This is a genomic window from Pararhodobacter zhoushanensis (assembly GCF_025949695.1).
GTDB classification, from domain to species: Bacteria; Pseudomonadota; Alphaproteobacteria; order Rhodobacterales; family Rhodobacteraceae; genus Pararhodobacter; species Pararhodobacter zhoushanensis_A.
This window is the reverse complement of sequence record NZ_JAPDFL010000001.1, coordinates 320403-336997: the sequence shown is the minus strand read 5'-3', so window position 1 is coordinate 336997 and position 16595 is coordinate 320403. Positions and strand designations below refer to the sequence as shown.

Below are 16595 nucleotides of genomic sequence, written 5' to 3'. Positions count from 1 at the left end.
CCGATGTTCGACCATATCTCGATCCAGCTGCTGGCAGGCCAGTTGCTGATCGGCCTGATCAACGGGTCGTTCTATGCCATGCTCAGCCTCGGGCTGGCGATCATCTTTGGCCTGATCCATGTGGTGAACTTTGCCCATGGCGCGCAGTACATGCTGGGGGCCTTTGTGGCGCTCTTGCTGCTTAACACGCTGGGCATTCCCTACTGGGGTGCGCTGTTCATCGCGCCGGTGATTGTGGGCGCTTTCGGGCTGTTGATGGAGCGAACGATCCTGCGCCCCCTGCGCGGGCTTGATCCGCTCTACAGCCTGCTGGCCACCTTTGCCTCGGTGCTGATCATCGAGGGGCTGATGCGGCTCGAATTCGGGTCCAGCGGCTTGCCCTACCGCTCGCCGATTCCCGGCGGCGTCAATCTGGGGTTCATGTTCCTGCCCTGGTATCGCGGCTGGGTCGTGGTGTTCTCGCTGGCGGTTTGCCTTGGGACATGGCTGCTGATCGAAAAGACCAAGCTGGGCGCCTATCTGCGTGCGGCGAACGAGCGGCCTGAGATCGTGGAATCCTTTGGCATCAACGTGCCCCGGATGATGAGCCTGACCTATGCCTTTGGCGTCGGTCTGGCGGGGCTGGGTGGGGTGCTGGCCGCGCCGATCTATCAGGTGTCGCCCTCGATGGGGTCGAACCTGATGATCGTCATCTTCGCCGTGGTGGTGATCGGCGGCATGGGCTCGATCCTTGGGGCGATCCTGACCGGCTATCTGATCGGCATCGTCGAGGGGCTGACCAAGGTCTTCTACCCCGAAGGCTCGAACCTTGCGATCTTCGTCATCATGATCCTTGCCCTGATCCTGCGGCCCAACGGCCTGTTTTCCGCCCCGGAGAAATCCCGATGACCCGCTACGCCCTTTTCGCGCTGTTCGCTGTTCTGGCGGTGCTCGCGCCGTTCCAGATCTATCCGATCCTGCTGATGACCATCCTGTGCTTTGTGGTCTTCGCGTCGTCGTTCAATCTGCTTCTGGGCTATGCCGGGCTCTTGTGCTTTGGGCATGCGATGTTCTTTGGCACGGCGGCCTATCTGTCGGGCTGGATGCTCAAGAACACCGCGCTGTCGATCGAGCTGTGCTTCATCCTTGCCGCGCTGGCGATGGCGGCGCTGGGCTGGCTGGTCGGGCTGATCTCGGCCCGGCGCGGCGGCATCCAGTTTGCCATGATCACGCTGGCCATCTCGCAGTTCGTCTACTTCCTGCTGCTGCGCGCGCCCTTTACCGGCGGCGAGGACGGCCTGCAGCGCATCCCGCGCTCGGCGCTGTTCGGGGTGGTCGATGTCAGCAGCAATCTGGCGCTGTATTTCGTCGTGCTGGTGTTTTCGGTGCTGGCCATCGCGCTGTTCTACCGCATCGTCCATTCGCCCTTTGGCGAGGTGCTGCGCGCGATCCGCGACAATGAGGACCGCGTGGAATCGCTGGGTTTCCAGCCCGAACGGTTCAAGATACTCGCGCTGACCCTGTCGGCGGGGCTGGCCGGACTGGCGGGCGCGATGAAAGCCGCCGTCTTCCAGATCGCCACGCTGCATGATCTGTCGTTCCATGTGTCCGGCACGATCATTTTCATGACGCTGCTCGGCGGCCTTGGCACGATGACCGGGCCGATGGTCGGGGCCGCGCTGATCGTGCTGCTGAACGACGAATTGGCGCAGTTCGGCGAATGGGCGCTGATCATTCAGGGGACGGTCTTCCTGGCGGTGATCCTGTTCTTCCGCAAGGGCGTGGTGGGCGAGATCAAGGCGCGGTTCTGGAAACCGGCGAAAAGCTGAAGACCGCCGGCACGGCATGAAAAAGGGGCGCGCCGGATCATCGGCGCGCCCCTTTCCTGTTGGAGCCGGGGTTAAGCGCCGACCAGATGATCCTTCCACGCCGCGCGCAGCACCTTCTTGTCCAGCTTGCCGGTCGCCGTCAGCGGTAGCGTGTCGACAAAGACCAGCGCGTCCGGCAGCCACCAGCGGGCGACCTTGTCGGCAAGGAAATCGAGGATCTCTTGCGGTTCCGCCGCGCTGCCCGGTTTGCGGATCACCAGCATCAGCGGGCGTTCCTGCCAGCGCTCATGCGTGACGCCCACCACCGCCGCGGCTTCGACCGCCGGGTGGCCGAGGGCGGCGTTTTCCAGCTCGATCGAGCTGATCCACTCGCCGCCCGACTTGATCACATCCTTGGAGCGGTCGGTGAGCGTGACGAAGCCCTCGCTGTCGATCTTCGCCACGTCCCCCGTGGCGAACCAGCCATCCGCATCGACCACCTGCCCACCAACCCCGCCGTAATAGCCCGAGGTCACCCACGGCCCGCGCACCATCAGCTCGCCACTCACCGAGCCATCCTGCGGCAACTCGCTGCCATCTTCGGCGACGATCTTCAGCTCGACCCCGAACATCGCGCGACCCTGCCTTGCCAGCACGTCGATCTGGTCGGATTTCGGCAGGTCGCGGTGATGCGGCAGCAGGGCGGCGACGGTGGCGACGGGGCTTGTCTCGCTCATCCCCCAGGCCTGAAACGCATGGACGCCCGCGTCGTGGAAGCGCTGCAACAGCGCACGCGGGGCCGCCGAGCCACCGATCAGCACGCGCTGGAAGGGCAGGCGCTGCACGTCGATCCCGGCCTCATCAAGGTATTTGAACAGACCCAGCCAGACTGTCGGCACGCCCAGCGAGAAGGTGCACTCCTCGGCCACAGCCAGTGAAAACAGGCTCTCGCCATCCAGTTTCGGCCCCGGCAGCACCAGCTTGGCGCCGCACATCGCGCTGGCATAGGGGATGCCCCAGGCGTTGACGTGGAACAGCGGCACGGCCAGCAGGGTGCTGTCATCGCGCGACAGGTGCAAGCCGTCGACCTGACAGCACAGGAAGGCGTGCAGCACGGTCGAGCGGTGAGAATAGAGCACGCCCTTTGGGTTGCCGGTGGTGCCCGAGGTGTAGCAAAGCCCCGAGGCGCTGCGCTCGTCAAAGCGCGGCCAGACCAGCGTGCCATCCTCAGCGGCGATCAGGGTCTCATAGCTGGCCAGCGTGTCGCGCCCCTCGGGCAGATGCGCCGCGTCGGTCAGCACAACCTGATGCCGGATATTGGGGATCTTGCCCGCCAGCCCGTCGACCAGCCCCAGAAACGGCAGGTCGAACAGCAGCACCTCGGCCCCGCCGTGGTTGAGGATATACTCGATCTGTTCGGGGAACAGCCGGGGATTGACCGTGTGCAGCACCGCCCCGATCCCGGCGGCGGCATAGTACAGTTCCAGATGCCGGTGCGTGTTCCACGCCAGCGTCGCCACCCGGTCGCCCGGTTTGACCCCCATCGCCAGCAGCGCCTGCGCCGCCTGCCGCGCGCGCCGGGCCAGTTGGCCCCAGCTTGAGCGCACGGTTTCACCCTCGCAGGTGACCGAGACGATCTCGCTGCGCGGGTGATAGCGTTCGGCATGGGTGAGAAGGGATGAGATCAGCAGCGGCTGATCCTGCATGAGACCGAGCATGGGGGAAACTCCGGGATGAAAGGGATCAGCCCGGCCGCGCGGGGCGGCGGCCGGGTGGGGAAGCGGTTGTGGCAGGGGCGCTCAGCGCGCGGCGGTTTCCAGCGCGGGGGCCGGTTCAAACACCAGATCGCGGTAGCCATTGGCACTGACCGACTCGCAGGCCTCACGGTATTTGTGGAAGCCGCCGGTGAACATCGACATGCCCTGCGGCTTGCCCTTCACGTTGGACCCTGTCCACCAGGTCTTTGCCTTCAGCATCAGCGACCGGCTGGCCAAGGTCTGGATCTGCGCCATCCAGGCATCCTCGGCCGCAAGCGACGGCTCCACCGCCCCCTGTCCCTGGGCCTGCATCTGCGCGATCACCCCGGCGATGAAATCCACATCGTTTTCCGAGATGGTGAAGATATTCGCCAGCGCCGCCGGGCCATTCGGCCCCGTGGTCATGAACAGGTTGGGAAAGCCCGCCATCATGATCCCGAAGAGCGAGCGCGGCCCGCCCTCCCATTTGTCCTTAAGCGCGACGCCGTCTTTGCCGGTGATCTCAAAGGCCAAGAGCGCGCCGGTCAGTGCATCATAGCCGGTGGCAAGGATCAGCACGTCAAGCTCATGCTCGCCCGATTGCGTGCGGATGCCGTTTTCGGTGATCTCGACGATGGGGTCTTCCAGGCAATCGACCAGATGCACGTTCTCGCGGTTATAGGTCTCGTAATAGCCGGTATCGAGGCAGGGACGGCGGGCAAAGATCGGATAGCCGCGCGGCTTCAGCTTTTCGGCCAGCGCCTTGTCGTTCACGGTGTCATGGATGCGGTCGCGGACGAAGTCGGCCACCTGATCATTGGCCGCCTGATTGACCATCAGATCGGAAAAGATGCCAAGGAACGTGTGCCCGCCATGCTGCCACGCCTGTTCCATCAGCTCTTGCCGGTGATCGGCCGGGATGGAAAAGAAAGGCCGGGTCGAAACCGGGCGCGCGCCGCCGGTGGGGTTCATCTTGCAGGCCGCGCGGATCGAGGCGTAATTGGCTTTGAGTTCCGCCACGTCGCGGTCCGAGACTTTGCGGTTGCGCATCGGCAGGGTGAAACTGGGCGTGCGCTGGAACACGAACAGCTCACACTCGGTGCGGCCCAGCGTCTGGATGATCTGCATCCCCGACGAGCCGGTGCCCAGCACCCCGATCCGCTTGCCCTTGAGATCCGGCTCCTCGTGCGGCCAGCGCGCGGCGCGCAGGGTCAGGCCCTTGAAGCGGCTCAATCCGGGAATGTCAGGATCGGTCGGCTTGGACAGCGGGCCGGTGGACATGACGCAGTAAGTCGCTTCCAGCAGCTTGCCGTCGCTGGTGCGCACCCGCCAAAGCTGGCGTTTGTCGTCCCATTTGGCGCTCTCGACGCGGGTTTCAAAGCGGTAATGCTTGCGCAGATCCAGCCGGTCGGCGACGAAATTGGCATAAGCCAGGATCTCGGGCTGGGCGGCGAATTGCTCGGACCATGTCCATTCCTGCTGCACCTCTTCCGAGAACCCATAGCTGTAATCGACCGACAGCAGGTCGCAGCGCGCGCCGGGATAACGGTTCCAGTACCAGACGCCGCCGACGTCTTTACCCTCTTCGATGCTGACGATCGACAGGCCCATCTCGCGGAATTTCCAGGTGGCGTACATGCCCCCGAAGCCTGCGCCGACGATGACCATGTCGACCCGCTCGGCCTGTGCTGACGTGTGATCCATTTGTGCCCCTCCTCCGATTGGACTGCTGCGGGCATCGGGTGCCGGGGCCTGCGCAATCGCCGGACCGGGGCGCCAGAGCGCGGCCTCCTCCTGAGGGTCGCGCGCCGCTTGGGCGCATGAAACGCGCTCAGGCGACGACGAGCAACACTTCAGCAGAATTGCGCGAAACATTCACATCCGTGAAATGTGCGGGGTCTTACAGTTCGATGTGGATGGGGGTGTCAAAGCCCGGATCGCGCTTGACCGACCGCGCGGCAGCCATCAGCGCGCCGAGATATTTGTCGAAGTTCTTCTTCAGGCGGTCGGTGACGCCACCCACCGCCAGCGTCACCGGGCTGCCCAGAATGGTGCCGGGCATCAAGACGGCGATGGTCGCGCCCCCGGCAAAGGGCACGCCCTCGGCCCAGCCATAGCCCCGGCGGCGGACCTCGGCGACGGATTTCAGGATCTCGGGCATCAGCACGCGCTCGGCCGGATTCTGCGTGGCGATATTGGCGCGGCGCACCATGTTTTCGATCTTGTCGTCGGGCATGGTGGCCAGCAAAACCCAGCCCGCTGCCGACTGCGTGATCGGGCGCACCGTGCCCTCATCAATGTAAAAACGCAGCGCGTGCAGGGATTGCTTGGTCTTGAGGTATTGCAGGTAAACATCGTTGCGGGTGCCGACAAAGACGCCTTCGCTGGTGATCGCGTGCACGTCGTTCATCGCGTCGATGATCTGGCCCGAGCCGAACAGCGCGCGCGGCACCCAGTCGCCAAGGCCGGTGACCTTGGTGGTGGGGAAGTAGACGCGCTTGCTGCGGTCGTAGTTCAGATAGCCAAGATTAACCAATGTTTTCAGCAAGACCGTGGTGCTGGACAAAGGATAGCCAAGGTCCGTCGACAGCTCGGACATGGTGCGGGGCTGTTGCGACAGGCGGAAGTGTTCGAGGATCTCGAAGGCCCGCATCGCGGATTTAACCTGAGCGTTCGACACAGCATCCCCCCGGAATTCACAAGTGTGAAACTCAAATTCACTTACGGAATTTTCTGGCTGCATGCAAACGCTCGTGCAATCTTCACATCACGCCTTACTGCCCAAGGGTCGCGTCGTGTGGTCCGTCCTGTTTGCTCTGCCCGCCGCTGAATGGCGCGGGTGGTGTGCGCAACCGGCATGCCCTTTGGAAGCCCGTAAGGCCATGGAATTATCGGCGGTTTTGCACATCGCCGGCCCAGGGAGGGGACAAGACGCATGCAAGGCAGACTGACAGGTCGGGTGGCAATGGTAACCGGCGGAGGCGGCGGCATCGGGCGTGCAATCAGCCTGGCCTATGCCCGCGAAGGGGCCGCTGTCGGCGTTGTCGATCTGAAGCTTGAGGTGGCCGAGGCGACCGCGCAGGAGATCGTCGCCGCAGGCGGACAGGCGATTGCCCTGCGCGCCAATGTCGCTGACCGCGAAGAAGTGTTCACCGCCGCCGCGCGCATCAAGCATGCGCTGGGGCCGATCACCATTCTGGTCAACAACGCGATGTATAACCGCTACGGCCCGCTGGAAGAGCAGACCGAAACGATGATCGGCCGGATGATCGACGTGGGCTTCAAGGGGGTGATCTGGGGCTATCAGGCCGCCGTTCCGCAGATGCGTCTGGCGGGCGGGGGCGTGATCGTCAACATCGCCTCGCCCTCGGCTGTTTTGGCGATGAAGAACGGCATCATGTACAGCGCGATCAAGGCGGCGGTGGCGGCTGCGACCCGTTCGGGCGCGGCGGAATTCGGCCCTGACAACATCCGCGTCACGGCCATTGCACCGGGGCCGACCCAGACCGACGGCGCCAATCTGGTGGTGTCCGAAGAGGCGTGGGAACGCCGCCGCCAGCGCATGCCTATCGGCCGTCTGGGACAGCCCGAGGACATGGCGAATGCCGCCGTGTTTCTGGCCTCGGACGAGGCATCTTTTGTGACCGGGGACATGCTGTTTGTCGACGGAGGGGTCACCTACGCGTTCTCGTGACTGCTGAGAAATGAACCGGCAAGGCTGGAGGAGCCAAGCCAATCCAATGGGAGGAAGACCATGAAAACCACGAAAGCCTTCGGGCTGATGATGACCTGCACCGCGCTGACCGCTTCGCCGGCCTTTGCGGATTTTTCCGACGGTGTGATCCGTATCGGCGTGATGAACGACCAGTCGGGCCCCTATGCCGATAACTGCGGTGCGGGGTCGGTCGCCATGGCGCGGCTGGCGGTCGAGGATAACGGCGGCGCCATCAACGGCACGCCCATCGAGATCGTCATCGCCGATGACCAGAACCAGCCCGACATCGGCGTTTCGACCGCGCGTCGCTGGGTAGAGGAAGAAGGCGTCGATGCGATCATCGGCTGCTCGGCCTCGTCCATCGCGCTGGCGGTTCAGGACGTGATGCGCGAAAACAACCGCCCCTATCTGATCGCGGGAACGGCGACGACCGAAACGACCAATGGCCAGTGTTCGCCGATGACGACGAACTGGGCCTATGACACCTATACGCTGGCGCGCGGCTCGGTGAATGCGCAGCTCGAACAGGGCAACCTGACGTGGTATTTCATCACCGTTGACTACACCTTCGGCCAGCAATGGCAGGCTGATGCCACCCGCTTCGTCGAAGCGGCAGGCGGGACGGTGCTGGGCTCGACCCTGCATCCGCTGGGCGCGAGCGATTTCTCCTCGCAGTTGCTGCAAGCGCAGGCCAGCGGCGCGCAGGTGATCGGGATCGCCAACGCCGGGGCCGATCTGGCCAACGTGATCAAGCAAGCGGAAGAGTTTGGCATCGTCGATGCCGGTCAGCAGCTGGCACCGCTGGGGATTCAGGTCAACAACGTCTACAGCATCGGGTTGGAAGCGACGCAGGGGTTGGTGTTCTCGGCTGCGGCCTACTGGAATTCGGACGACGAGACCCGCGCCCTGACCGAACGCTACAACGCGGCCTATGACGGGCGGTATCCCAACGAGTCGCAGCTGGTTACCTATTCGGCGATGAACCATCTGCTGCAGTCCATGGCAGCAGGCGGCAGCGACGATGGCGTCACGGTCATGGAGCAGATGCGGGCGCTGCCGGTGAACGATGCGGTCATGCATGATGTGTCGATCCGCGCCGATGGCGTGGTGATGCACCCGATGCAACTGGTGCGCGTGCAGACGCCCGAGGCCTCGACCGGGCCGTGGGATCTGTACGAAGTGCTCGGCCAGATCCCGGCTGAACAATCCTGGCGCTCGCAGGCTGAAAGCGCCTGCCCGCTGTTCACCAACTAAGTTCCTCCCCACCTGGCGACCGGCCTTCGGGCTGGTCGCCAATTTTTCCGGGACACGCGATGACCGCCCCTATCGACACCAAGATCAAGGCCCAACGCGTCGGGCCAAGCCCGGACATGCTGGGCGAAAGCCCGTTGTGGGACGACCGGCGCCAGCGTTTGTACTGGGTGGACGGCGTGTCGCGCATGATCCGCTTTCTGGACCCGTCCAGCGGTGCGTCGGGGCAAATGCTGATGCCATCGATGATCGGCTCGATCGGGCTGTGCGAGGATGGGCGGCTGGTCGCAGGCCTGTTCGACGGGATCTATCTGGTCGATCTGGATGCAGACAGCCTTGCGCCGCTCTACCGCCCGGCGATCCCCAGCGACCGCGTGCGTTTCAACGATGGCAAGGTTGACCGTCAGGGTCGTTTCGTGTGTGGCGGCATGGGGGTGTTTGCCGAACCGGTGGGCGAGCTGATCCGCGTCACCGGCGACGGGCAGGCCGAGGTGCTGGCCAACGGTATCCGCATCTCGAACTCGCTGTGCTTCAGCCCGGACGGGCGCACGATGTATTTCTCGGACAGTCTGGACCGCTTCATCCGCGCCTATGACTATGACGACGGTGAACTGTCGCATCCCCGCGTGTTTGCCGACACGCAGCAATTCAATTCCGGCCCCGATGGCGCAACCGTCGATGCCGAAGGCCATGTCTGGGTGGCGTTGGTCAATGTCGGCAAGATCGCCCGCTTCGCCCCCTCGGGCAAGCTGGAGCGGCTGGTCGAGGCCCCCACGGACATGCCCAGCTGTCTGGCGTTCGGCGGCCCAAATCTGGACCAGCTCTATGTCACCTCGATCAAGGACAGTGGCTCGGGCCGCGCGATCTCGCGCCATCCGCAGGGCGGGTATCTGTTCGCGCTTGACGGGCTGGGGGTTACCGGGCTGGCCGAACCGCGCATGAAACTGGGAGGCGCTGCGCATGTCTGACGCCTTCGCCGCCCTCATGGCCCCGCGCAGCGTGGCGCTGGTCGGAGCCTCGGATGATGTGTCGCGCATCGGGGGCCGCCCGCTGCGCTATCTGCGCGAGGCGGGCTTTGCCGGGCGCGTCCTGCCGGTCAATCCGCGCCGCGAAAGCGTGCAGGGTCTGCCCGCCTTTCCCTCTATCGCCGCGTTGCCCGAAACCCCCGACACCGCCATTCTGGCCCTGCCCGCCGCCGCCACCCTGCAAACCGTTGAGGAATGCGCGGCGCGCGGCGTGCGCTCGGCGGTGATCTTCTCTGCCGGTTTCGCGGAGACCGGGCTCGAGGGCGAGTATCTGCAATCGCGCATCATCGCCACCGCCCGCGAAGCGGGCATGCGCCTACTGGGGCCCAATTGTCTGGGCGTCTTCAACCCAGGCCTTGGCTATTACGGCACGTTCAGCGTCATTCTGGACACCGCGCTGATCACCCCCGGCCCGGTTGGCATCGTCTCGCAAAGCGGGGCGTATGGCGCGCATATCGCCCATCTGGCGCGGCAGCGCGGGCTGGGCATCAGCCAGTGGATCACCACCGGGAACGAGGCCGATATCGACGTGGCCGAGGCGCTGGACTGGGTTGTCCGCCAGCCCGAGACGCGCGTGGTCATGGCCTATGCCGAGGGTGTGCGCGACCGCGATCTGTTCCTGAACGCGCTGGAGAACGCGCGTGATCTGGGCAAACCGATTGTGTTCATGAAAACCGGGCGCTCCTCGGTCGGGGCCGCCGCTGCCGCCTCGCATACCGCCGCGCTGGCCGGGTCGGACGCGGTGTTCGATGCCGTGCTGCGCCAATACGGCGTGCACCGCGCCGCAACGACGGCCGAGCAGATCGACGTCGCCTATGCCTGCGCCGCTGGTCGCTTTCCGGCGGGCAACCGGATCGGGATCTTCACCATGTCCGGCGGTTTCGGCATCCAGCTTGCCGATGATGCCGAGGCTGCGGGTCTCGACGTCTCGCCCATGCCCGAGGATGCACAGGCCGAACTGCTGGACATGTTGCCCTTCGCCTCGCCGCGCAATCCGGTCGATGCCACCGCGCAGGCGGTCAGCGACCTGAACCTGTTGCAGCGTTGCGTTCAGCTGATGATGTCGCGCGGCGAGTATGATCTTTTCACCGCCATCTTAGGCACCGGCCCGGCCAGCCGTACCTATGCCGATCCGCTGCGCAAGGCGCTGATGGAGGCGCTCGGCGAGGCTGGCAACAGTATCCGCGCGCTGACCATGTCCGCCCCCCTGAGGTGGTGCGCCGCTACGAGGCCGACGGGTTTCTGGTGTTCGAGGATGGCTCGGCACTCGCCCACGCGCTGGGCGCGCTGACCCGGTTCCGCGATGCCTTTGCCCGCCGTGATCTGCCCCCCGCGCCGATGCAACCGCTGGACCTGCCGCAAGGTCCGCTGAGCGAGGCGCGCGCCAAGGCCCTGCTGGCCCGCGCCGGGATCCGCTTTGCGGGCGAGCATCTGGCGGCAACCGCTGGCTGTGCCGCGCGCCTTGCACCCGCACTGGGTTTTCCGGTGGTGGTCAAGATCTGCTCGCCCGACATCCCCCACAAGACCGAGATCGGCGGCGTCGCCGTCAATCTGCACGACGAAGAGGCCGTGCGGCAGGCCGCCACCGAGATCCTCGCCCGCGCCGCCACGGCGATGCCCGACGCCCGGATTGAGGGCGTGCTGGTCGCGCCGATGGTGCAGGGCGGGGTAGAGACCATCGTCGGCGTCACCCGCGATCCGGTGCTGGGGCCGGTGGTGATGTTCGGTCTGGGCGGCGTCTTTGTCGAGGTGCTCAAGGACGTCACTTTCCGCGCCGCGCCCTTCGGTCTGGCCGAGGCGCACCGCATGATCCGCGAAATCCGCGGCTTTGCGCTGCTTGAAGGCGTGCGCGGTGCGCCGCCCAGCGATATCGACGCGCTGGCGCAACTGCTCACCGACCTGTCACGCTTTGCCGCCGCCCATGCCGCGCAGGTGATCGGCGTTGACCTGAACCCGGTGCGGGTGATGCCGAAAGGGCAGGGCGTCATCGCGCTGGATGCGCTGATCGAACTGGAGGGCCAGCCATGACACCCGATCTAGCCGCGCAGATCACCGAGTTGCGCGACCGTGAGGCGATCAAGGAGTGCCTGCACCGCTATTGTCGCGGCGTGGACCGCGCCGACGAGGTCGCGCTGCGCTCGGCCTATTGGCCCGATGCCACCGACCGGCACGGCCCATATCAGGGCAGCGCCGAGGGTTTCATCAACTGGGCGCGCAGCATCTTCGCCACCGGGCCGCGCAATGTGCATGTGCTGACCAACATTCTGATCGACTTTGCCAGCCCCACTGAAGCCGCCGTCGAAAGCTATTTCACCGCCCATCAGCGGGGCAAGGGCGCGGATGGCGTGGTCCGGCAGGTCATGCTGATCGGCCGGTACTGCGACCGGTTCGAAAAGCGCGGCGACGACTGGCGCGTTGCGGCGCGTACCGTGGTCTATGACTGGGCCGAGGATCAGACCGTGCCCGAAGGCAGCGAGGCCGAGCGTTTTGGCGTGCGACAGCCGGTCGGCAGCAGCTGGCCCGATGACCCCGTCTATCAGATCCTCAAACCCGTCTGACCAGCCCCTGCCAATGGAAAGCGCTCCCATGAAAGATCGGCCCAACGCCGTCGCGGTCGACGACTACAAGACGGCGATGCGCCATGTCGTCTCGCCCGTCGCCGTCGTCACCTATCGCCACGCCGATGCGTGGGAGGGGATGACCGTCACCGCGATCTGCTCGGCCACGACCGAGCCGCCGACGCTGGTCGTCTGCATCCGCAACGACCGTCCCGCCGCCGAACGCATTCGCACAGCGGGTGCTTTCGTGGTGAACTTCCTGTCTGATGAGCAGGCGGATATTGCCCGGCGGTTTTCCTCGACCCCGCTGGATGATCGCGGCGCGTTTGATCTGGGAACCTGGGAAGAAGGGCAGGCGGGTGCGCCGATGCTCGATGGCGCGGTCAGCCGCTTTGACTGCGTGGTCGCGCAAGCCTTCACGCAGGGCAGCCACACGGTGTTTCTGGGGTCGGTCGTCGGCCTGCGCATCGCGCCCGGTGCGAACCTGCTTTACCGCGACGGGTTCTTTCGTCGCCTGACTGCGGAGTGATCCCATGACCCCCACCAGAACCTGCATCGTCACCGGTGCCGCGGGCGGCATTGGCCGCGCGTTGCTGGCTGAATTCGCCGCCCCCGATGTGCGGCTGATCGCCGTGGACCTGCCCGGCAGCGGTGTGGCCGACGCTGTAGCGGAACATGGCCCCCAGCATGTCGGACTTGAGTGCGATCTCTCGGACGAGGCACAGATCGTCGCGCTGTTCGCGCAGATCGACACATTGTGTGATGGCGTGGATATCCTGCTCAACAACGCCGCGATGGGGCCGATCATGGCCCCCACGGTGCAGACCGACATCGCCCATTTCCGCCTGACCCTGCGCACCAATCTGGCCGGACCGTTTGTCATGGCGCGTGAGGCGGCAGCGCGGATGGGCGCGGGCGGGGTGATCGTCAACACCGCCTCGCTGGCGGGCGTGCTCGGCAACCCGACCCGCAACGCCTATGCCGCGTCAAAGGCGGCGCTGATCTCGCTCACCCGGTCGCTGGCCTGCGAATGGGCGGCGCGGGGGATCCGGGTCAATGCCATTGCGCCGGGCTATGTGCGCACGCCGATGGTCGCGGCGCTGGAAGCGGCGGGCAAGGCAGACCTGCGCGCGGTGCGCCGCCGCATTCCGATGGGGCGGCTGGCACGGGCCGATGAGATGGCCTCGGTCATCGGGTTTCTGGCCTCGGACAAGGCGCGCTATGTGACGGGGGCCATTCTGGGTGTCGATGGTGGCTGGATGTCGTTCAACCAGCCCGGCGATGCGCACCCGCCTGCCGACGTCGTGCCCGCCGCCGAACAATCCCGCCCCTTTGCCGATCCTGCCCCGCGCGTCGTGGTGGTGACCGGCGCGGCAGACGGTATCGGGGCGGCGATTGCGGCGCGGTTTGTGGCCTCGGGCGACCGGGTGGCGATTGTGGATCGCAACGGTGAGGGCGCGAAGGCGCAAGCCGCCACTCTGGGCGCTTCGGCGCAGGCCTTTGTCTGCGACGTGACCGATGAGCAGGCCGTCACCGACTGCTTTGCGCAGATCGTGCAGGCACTGGGGCCGGTGGATATTCTGGTCAACAACGCCGCCATCGCCGACGCCTTCCAGCCCGCCACTGAGCAGACGACAGCGGATCTTGAACGCGTGCTCGACGTCAACCTGACCGGCGCGTTTCTGTGTGCCCGTGCGGCGATCCCGAGCCTGCAGGCCGGGCGCGGCGTGATCGTCAACATCGGCTCAATCGCCGGGCTGGTGCCGATGGCGCCGCGGCATGCGTATGGCGCGTCCAAGGCGGGGATCGACATCCTGACCCGCTGTTTCGCCGCCGAACTCGGCCCGCAAGGCATCCGCACCGCCACCGTCGCGCCGGGGTATATCCGCACCCCGGGTGTGGCCGCACTGGAAAAGGCCGGGCGTATCGACAGCGGGAAGATCCGTGCGCGGATTCCGATGGGTGATCTGGGGCAGCCGCAAGATATTGCCGAGGCGGTGTGGTTCCTTGCCTCGCCCGGTGCCAGCTATGTCAACGGCACGTTGCTCAGCGTCGATGGCGGCTGGAACGCCTTTGGCAGTGCCGGCGACGCCAGCGACTCCTGAGGCGCGTCGCCCCAGCCGACCGGGAGGATTTTCCATCCTCCCGGACCCTCCTGGAGGATATTTAGAGACAGAAAATGGGGCATGGTTAACAAAAAGTTAACGCCATTTTCTGTCCTTAAATATCCTCAGGGGGTGAGGCCCGGAACGGGCCGAGGGGGCCGAGGCCCCCCTGTTCCAACCCCCAAAGCGGCGCTCCGGAAATGTAAAGATCCAGCCCGAGGGGGCGGGCTGGATCAAAGGGCTGGTCTCAAAGCCGGGGGGTCAGCCCATACGCTCGGACGAATACGAACCGGGCGAGGCCGGGAAGACCACGGTCTTGTTGCCATTCATGAATGCCCGGCGGTGGGCATGCGCGTGGATCGCGCGGGCCAGAACCTGGCTTTCCACATCGCGGCCAAGGCTCACGTAATCCTCGGGGCTTTGCGCATGGGTGACGCGCACGGTGTCCTGTTCGATGATCGGACCCTCGTCCAGATCGGCGGTGACGTAGTGCGAGGTCGCCCCGATCAGTTTCACACCACGCTCGAAGGCCTGCTTGTAGGGGTTGGCCCCTTTGAAGCTGGGCAGGAACGAGTGGTGGATGTTGATGATCTTGCCCGACATCTTGGTGCACATCTCGTCCGACAGGATCTGCATGTAGCGCGCCAGCACGATCAGTTCGGCCCCGGTGTCGACAACCACCTGCATGATCGCGGCTTCGGCCTGCGGCTTGTTGGCCTTGGTCACCTTGATGCAATGGAAGGGGATGTCGTTGTTCACGACCACCTTCTGGTAGTCCATGTGGTTCGAGATCACCGCGACAATCTCGACCGGCAGCGCGCCGATGCGCACGCGGTAGAGCAGATCGTTCAGGCAATGGCCGAAACGCGAGACCATGATCACGACCTTCATCTTGGTCGCTTCATCATGGAACGCGTAGTTCATGTCGAATTTCGTCGCGACCGGCGCGAAGGCTTCGGTCAGGGCTGCGAGGTCTGCGCCGGTTTCCGAGGTGAAGCTGATCCGCATGAAGAAGTTGCCGGTCTCCATGTCGTCGAATTGCGAGCTGTCGGTGATGTTGCAGCCGTTTTCGGCCAGAAAGGCCGAGATCGCGGCAACGATGCCGCGGGTCGAGGTGCAGGTCACGGTCAGGCAGTATTTGGTCATAGGAACTCCTGGTTCGAAGGGTCTGGGCCCGCTCGGCCAAAGGCCGGGGGCGGAAAGGGTGGGGTCAGGCAGTCAGCCCCGTGGGTTCAGGCAGCCCGTGCGCGCGGCAGCAGGCGGTGACGGTGTTGGCCAACAGGCAGGCGATGGTCATGGGCCCAACGCCACCGGGCACCGGCGTGATGGCACCGGCGACCTCGGCCGCGCTGTCAAAATGGACATCCCCCACCAGCCGGGTCTTGCCCTCACCCTTTTCAGGCGCGGGTATCCGGTTGATGCCGACGTCGATAACCGTGGCACCGGGTTTGATCCAGTCGCCGGGGATCATCTTCGGGCGACCGACAGCGGCGACGAGGATATCGGCACGCCGGCACACGGCCGCCAGATCCCTGGTGCGCGAATGCGCGATGGTCACCGTGCAGCTGTCACCCAGCAGCAGCTGGGCCATCGGCTTGCCGACGATGTTCGACCGGCCCACCACGACGGCATTCAGGCCCGACAGCGAGCCCAGCTGATCGCGCAGCATCATCAGGCAGCCCAGCGGCGTGCAGGGGACCATCGACTTCTGCCCGGTGCCCAGCAGCCCGACGTTCGAGATATGAAATCCGTCCACATCCTTGGCCGGGTCAATCGCGTTGATGACCAGATCGCTGTCCAGATGATCGGGCAGCGGGAGCTGCACCAGAATGCCATGCACCGACGCATCGCCGTTCAGCTGCGCGATCAGCGCCAGCAGATCGGCCTGTGCCGTGTCGGAGGGCAGTTTATGCTCGAACGAGGCCATGCCTGCCTCAAGCGTCTGCTTGCCCTTGGATCGCACATAGACTTCGGACGCCGGGTCTTCACCGACCAGTACCACGGCCAGACCGGGGGTCAGCCCGTGCCCGGATTTCAGGCGGGCGACATTCTCGGCCACTTGCGCGCGGATCTTGCCCGCAAAGGCTTTGCCGTCGATCAGTTCTGCTCGCATCCTCACTCTTCCCTTTCGTGCATCGCTCATGCCAGCGGCCTTGCGGTCGTGGTGATCTCGATGCGTTCCCCCGCCCGTTGTCTGGTCCGTTTCCGAACAGCCCGGTGCGATCTGCGCCAAAGCGGCATCAAAAACACGCGCCGCGCGGTTTGGCGCCCCTCTTGTTGCAATCGCGCCGCGCTGTTCCGGCCCGCCCGGTAAGGGGCAAGAGGAGCAGAGCGGCGATACGGGATAATTCCGGCTCAACTGTGCAACGTATTGTCAGGCGGCCTGAGGGTGAAGGGCAACGGGCGATAATTCCGCGT

General features: G+C 65.2%; 15 protein-coding genes. 10 read left to right on the top strand and 5 right to left on the bottom strand.

Features of this window, described 5'->3' with window-relative positions:
* The first annotated feature begins 3 nt into the window (after window positions 1-3).
* Both OKW52_RS01645 and OKW52_RS01640 read left to right on the top strand, forming a co-directional pair.
* Window positions 4-888 carry a branched-chain amino acid ABC transporter permease gene (locus OKW52_RS01645; protein WP_264504165.1) on the top strand — a complete coding sequence of 295 codons (885 nt, stop codon included), beginning with the start codon at window positions 4-6 and terminating at the stop codon, window positions 886-888.
* Entirely contained in the window at window positions 885-1808 is a 924-nt protein-coding gene (locus tag OKW52_RS01640; protein ID WP_264504164.1) for a branched-chain amino acid ABC transporter permease, read from the top strand. The genes OKW52_RS01645 and OKW52_RS01640 overlap by 4 nt, the downstream gene beginning before the upstream one ends.
* Before the next feature lie 71 nt (window positions 1809-1879).
* On the opposite strand, the gene OKW52_RS01635 is transcribed toward OKW52_RS01640, so the two are convergent.
* From OKW52_RS01635 to OKW52_RS01625, 3 genes are all read right to left on the bottom strand, one after another.
* The gene (locus tag OKW52_RS01635; protein ID WP_264504163.1) at window positions 1880-3505 is read right to left on the bottom strand and encodes a long-chain fatty acid--CoA ligase; all 1626 of its coding nucleotides are present in this window, start codon (window positions 3503-3505) and stop codon (window positions 1880-1882) included.
* Between the two features lie 81 nt (window positions 3506-3586).
* Window positions 3587-5227: a flavin-containing monooxygenase gene (locus tag OKW52_RS01630; RefSeq protein WP_264504162.1), complete on the bottom strand. Its 1641-nt coding sequence runs from the start codon at window positions 5225-5227 to the stop codon at window positions 3587-3589.
* 196 nt (window positions 5228-5423) lie between these two features.
* A complete protein-coding gene (locus tag OKW52_RS01625; protein ID WP_264504161.1) occupies window positions 5424-6203 on the bottom strand; it encodes an IclR family transcriptional regulator in 780 nt (259 codons plus the stop codon).
* A 255-nt stretch (window positions 6204-6458) separates the two neighbouring features.
* Between OKW52_RS01625 and OKW52_RS01620 the strand changes: the two genes are divergently transcribed.
* Genes OKW52_RS01620 through OKW52_RS01585 form a run of 8 tightly spaced genes read left to right on the top strand, consistent with a single transcriptional unit; the run spans window position 6459 to window position 14177 of the window.
* Window positions 6459-7217 carry an SDR family NAD(P)-dependent oxidoreductase gene (locus tag OKW52_RS01620; RefSeq protein WP_264504160.1) on the top strand — a complete coding sequence of 253 codons (759 nt, stop codon included), beginning with the start codon at window positions 6459-6461 and terminating at the stop codon, window positions 7215-7217.
* 60 nt (window positions 7218-7277) lie between these two features.
* Entirely contained in the window at window positions 7278-8492 is a 1215-nt protein-coding gene (locus OKW52_RS01615; RefSeq protein WP_264504159.1) for an ABC transporter substrate-binding protein, read from the top strand.
* Between the two features lie 59 nt (window positions 8493-8551).
* Window positions 8552-9457, top strand: coding sequence for an SMP-30/gluconolactonase/LRE family protein (locus OKW52_RS01610; RefSeq protein ID WP_264504158.1), 906 nt, complete (start codon window positions 8552-8554; stop codon window positions 9455-9457).
* Window positions 9450-10805, top strand: coding sequence for an acetate--CoA ligase family protein (locus OKW52_RS01605; protein ID WP_264504157.1), 1356 nt, complete (start codon window positions 9450-9452; stop codon window positions 10803-10805). Before OKW52_RS01610 ends, OKW52_RS01605 begins: the two co-directional genes overlap by 8 nt.
* Complete coding sequence (locus tag OKW52_RS01600; protein ID WP_264504156.1) at window positions 10730-11542, top strand: acetate--CoA ligase family protein; 813 nt, start codon at window positions 10730-10732, stop codon at window positions 11540-11542. The genes OKW52_RS01605 and OKW52_RS01600 overlap by 76 nt, the downstream gene beginning before the upstream one ends.
* Window positions 11539-12072: a nuclear transport factor 2 family protein gene (locus OKW52_RS01595; RefSeq protein WP_264504155.1), complete on the top strand. Its 534-nt coding sequence runs from the start codon at window positions 11539-11541 to the stop codon at window positions 12070-12072. Before OKW52_RS01600 ends, OKW52_RS01595 begins: the two co-directional genes overlap by 4 nt.
* 28 nt (window positions 12073-12100) lie before the next feature.
* Window positions 12101-12601, top strand: coding sequence for a flavin reductase family protein (locus tag OKW52_RS01590; RefSeq protein WP_164736660.1), 501 nt, complete (start codon window positions 12101-12103; stop codon window positions 12599-12601).
* A 4-nt stretch (window positions 12602-12605) separates the two neighbouring features.
* Complete coding sequence (locus OKW52_RS01585; protein ID WP_264504154.1) at window positions 12606-14177, top strand: SDR family oxidoreductase; 1572 nt, start codon at window positions 12606-12608, stop codon at window positions 14175-14177.
* 261 nt (window positions 14178-14438) lie between these two features.
* Here the strand turns inward: OKW52_RS01585 and purU are convergent, their stop codons facing one another.
* Together purU and folD are read right to left on the bottom strand one after the other, a co-directional pair.
* Entirely contained in the window at window positions 14439-15323 is an 885-nt protein-coding gene (gene purU, locus OKW52_RS01580) for a formyltetrahydrofolate deformylase (protein WP_264504153.1), read from the bottom strand.
* A 64-nt stretch (window positions 15324-15387) separates the two neighbouring features.
* On the bottom strand, window positions 15388-16290 hold the full coding sequence (gene folD / locus OKW52_RS01575) for a bifunctional methylenetetrahydrofolate dehydrogenase/methenyltetrahydrofolate cyclohydrolase FolD (RefSeq protein WP_264504152.1): 903 nt from the start codon (window positions 16288-16290) through the stop codon (window positions 15388-15390).
* Window positions 16291-16595: the final 305 nt, after the last annotated feature.